Source organism: Stenotrophomonas sp. HMWF023 (genome assembly GCF_003060985.1).
Lineage (GTDB): Bacteria > Pseudomonadota > Gammaproteobacteria > Xanthomonadales > Xanthomonadaceae > Stenotrophomonas > Stenotrophomonas lactitubi.
On sequence record NZ_QAIJ01000033.1, the window covers coordinates 1 to 2,314 of the forward strand.

Here is a 2,314-nt window from a genome sequence, read left to right on the forward strand (position 1 = left end):
GTGTTCGATGTTCGCTGTGGTTCCAGATCCCATTCCCGCACGCATGCGCGGCTTAAACCGCGCCGAAGTCTGTGACGTCAATTTCCTCGAGGCCGTACGCGCCTGGCGCGGCATGCCGCGACCGCAACCGGCGCCGGATGCGCCGATCCTGCCGGGCAGCACCCTGACGGCGGCTGCCTTCGGCGAGCTGTTCGAATCGCAGCTGCTCAGTCGCCAGCTGGATCTGATGGCGCGCGTGCTGCGCGTGCAGAACAAGGTCTTCTACACCATCGGCTCCTCCGGTCATGAAGGCAACGCGCTGCTTGCGCGCGCCTGCCGGCACACCGACCCGGCATTCCTGCACTATCGTTCCGGCGCCTTCATGGCCGAGCGCGCACGGCTGGTGCCAGGCATGGATCCCGTGCGCGACGCCGCGCTGTCCTTCGCCGCTAGTGCCGACGATCCGGCCAGTGGCGGCCGTCACAAAGTGTGGGGCAGCAAGCCGCTGTGGGTGCTGCCGCAGACCTCGACCATCGCATCGCACCTGCCCAAGGCACTCGGTACCGCGCTGGCGATCGAAAGTGGCAGGCGCCTGAGCCAGCCGCTGCCGATTCCGGCCGACAGCATCGTGATGTGCTCCTTCGGCGATGCCTCGGCCAACCATGCCACCGCGCAGACCGCGTTCAATACCGCGATGTGGTCGGCCTACCAGAAGCTGCCGGTGCCGATCCTGTTCGTGTGCGAGGACAACGGCCTCGGCATTTCGGTGAAAACACCTGAGGGATGGATCGCAGAGCGCTTCAGCCGGCAACCGGGCCTGGACTATTTCTTCGCCGATGGCCTGGACCTGGCGGCCGGGCACGCGCAGGTGCAGGCGGCGGTCGAGCACTGCCGGCGCACGCGTCGGCCTACCTTCCTGCACCTGCGGACCACGCGGTTGATGGGCCATGCCGGTACCGACTTCGAGGTGGAATGGCGTGCGCTGGCGGAGCTGTGCACGGCCGAGGCGCAGGACCCGCTGCTGCGCTCGGCGCAGATCGCACTGGAATCGGGCTGGATGGATGCGGCCGGCGTGGAGGCCGCCTATGAAACCCTGCGCGCGCGCTGCATGGCCGCTGCCATTGATGCCGATACGCGTCCGAAGCTGCAGACATTGCAGGAAGTGATCACGCCGTTGGCACCCTATACGCCGGCAGCGGTACAGGCCGAGGCCGAGCGCGTGGCGCCCGTCGAGGCCCGGCAGGCGCTGTACGGCGGTGCCGACGCGCTGCCCGAGCGGCAACCGCCGCGGCACCTGGCGATCCAGATCAACCACGGGCTGCAGGAACTACTGGGCAAGTATCCGCAGGCGCTGCTGTTTGGCGAGGACGTCGCGCAGAAGGGCGGCGTCTACACGGTGACGCGCGACCTGCTGCGCCGCTTCGGCCCGCGCCGGGTATTCAACACGCTGCTGGACGAGACCATGATCCTGGGCATGGCCCAGGGTCTGGCCAACATGGGCATGTTGCCGATTCCGGAAATCCAGTATCTGGCCTACCTGCACAACGCCATCGACCAGCTGCGCGGCGAGGCCTGCTCGCTGCAGTTCTTCTCCAATGACCAGTTCCGCAACCCGATGCTGGTGCGGGTGGCCGGGCTGGGCTACCAGAAAGGGTTCGGCGGCCATTTCCACAACGACAACTCGATTACGGCGCTGCGTGACATCCCGGGGCTGGTGGTGGGCTGTCCGTCGCGTGGCGATGATGCGGTGATGATGCTGCGCACTTTGGCGGCATTGGCCCGCGTGGATGGCCGGGTAGCGGTGTTCCTGGAACCGATCGCCCTTTACATGACCAAGGATCTGCACACGGCCGGCGACGGCCAGTGGTTGTTCGACTACCCCGCACCCGGGCAGGCGCTGGTGCTGGGCGAGGGCAGGGTGTACGCGCCGGATGCCACCGATCTGGTGATCTTCACCTACGGCAACGGTGTGCCGATGGCGCTGCGCGCAGCTATCGCTATCGAGCAGCAGCTGGGCTGGCAGGTGCGGGTGGTCGACCTGCGCTGGCTGGTGCCGTTGAATGCCGCCTTCATCGGCGCCCAGGCCGCCACCGCGCAGCGGGTGCTGGTGCTGGACGAGGGCAGGCAGAGCGGGGGCATCGGCGAAGGCGTGATCACTGCGCTGGTCGAGGCCGGCCATGGCCACCTTCCGGTGCGCCGGGTCTGCGGTGCCGATACCTATACGCCACTGGCGGGGGCAGCAATGTTCGGGCTTCCAAGCGACAATGCAGTGATTGGCGCCGCCCTCGACCTGGCGCAGGAACCCTGATGCATGTGTGGATTGGCGGGAATGTTG

General features: G+C 67.3%; 1 protein-coding gene. It reads left to right on the forward strand.

The window, feature by feature from the left end:
* Positions 1 to 7 precede the first annotated feature (7 nt).
* Positions 8 to 2,287: a thiamine pyrophosphate-dependent enzyme gene (locus DBR20_RS01425; RefSeq protein ID WP_108264933.1), complete on the forward strand. Its 2,280-nt coding sequence runs from the start codon at positions 8 to 10 to the stop codon at positions 2,285 to 2,287.
* Positions 2,288 to 2,314: the final 27 nt, after the last annotated feature.

What these genes read in the sequence shown, in the direction of transcription:
- DBR20_RS01425 (WP_108264933.1), top strand. Translation starts at nt 8, where the DNA reads ATGTTCGCTGTGGTTCCAGATCCCATTCCCGCACGCATGCGCGGCTTA.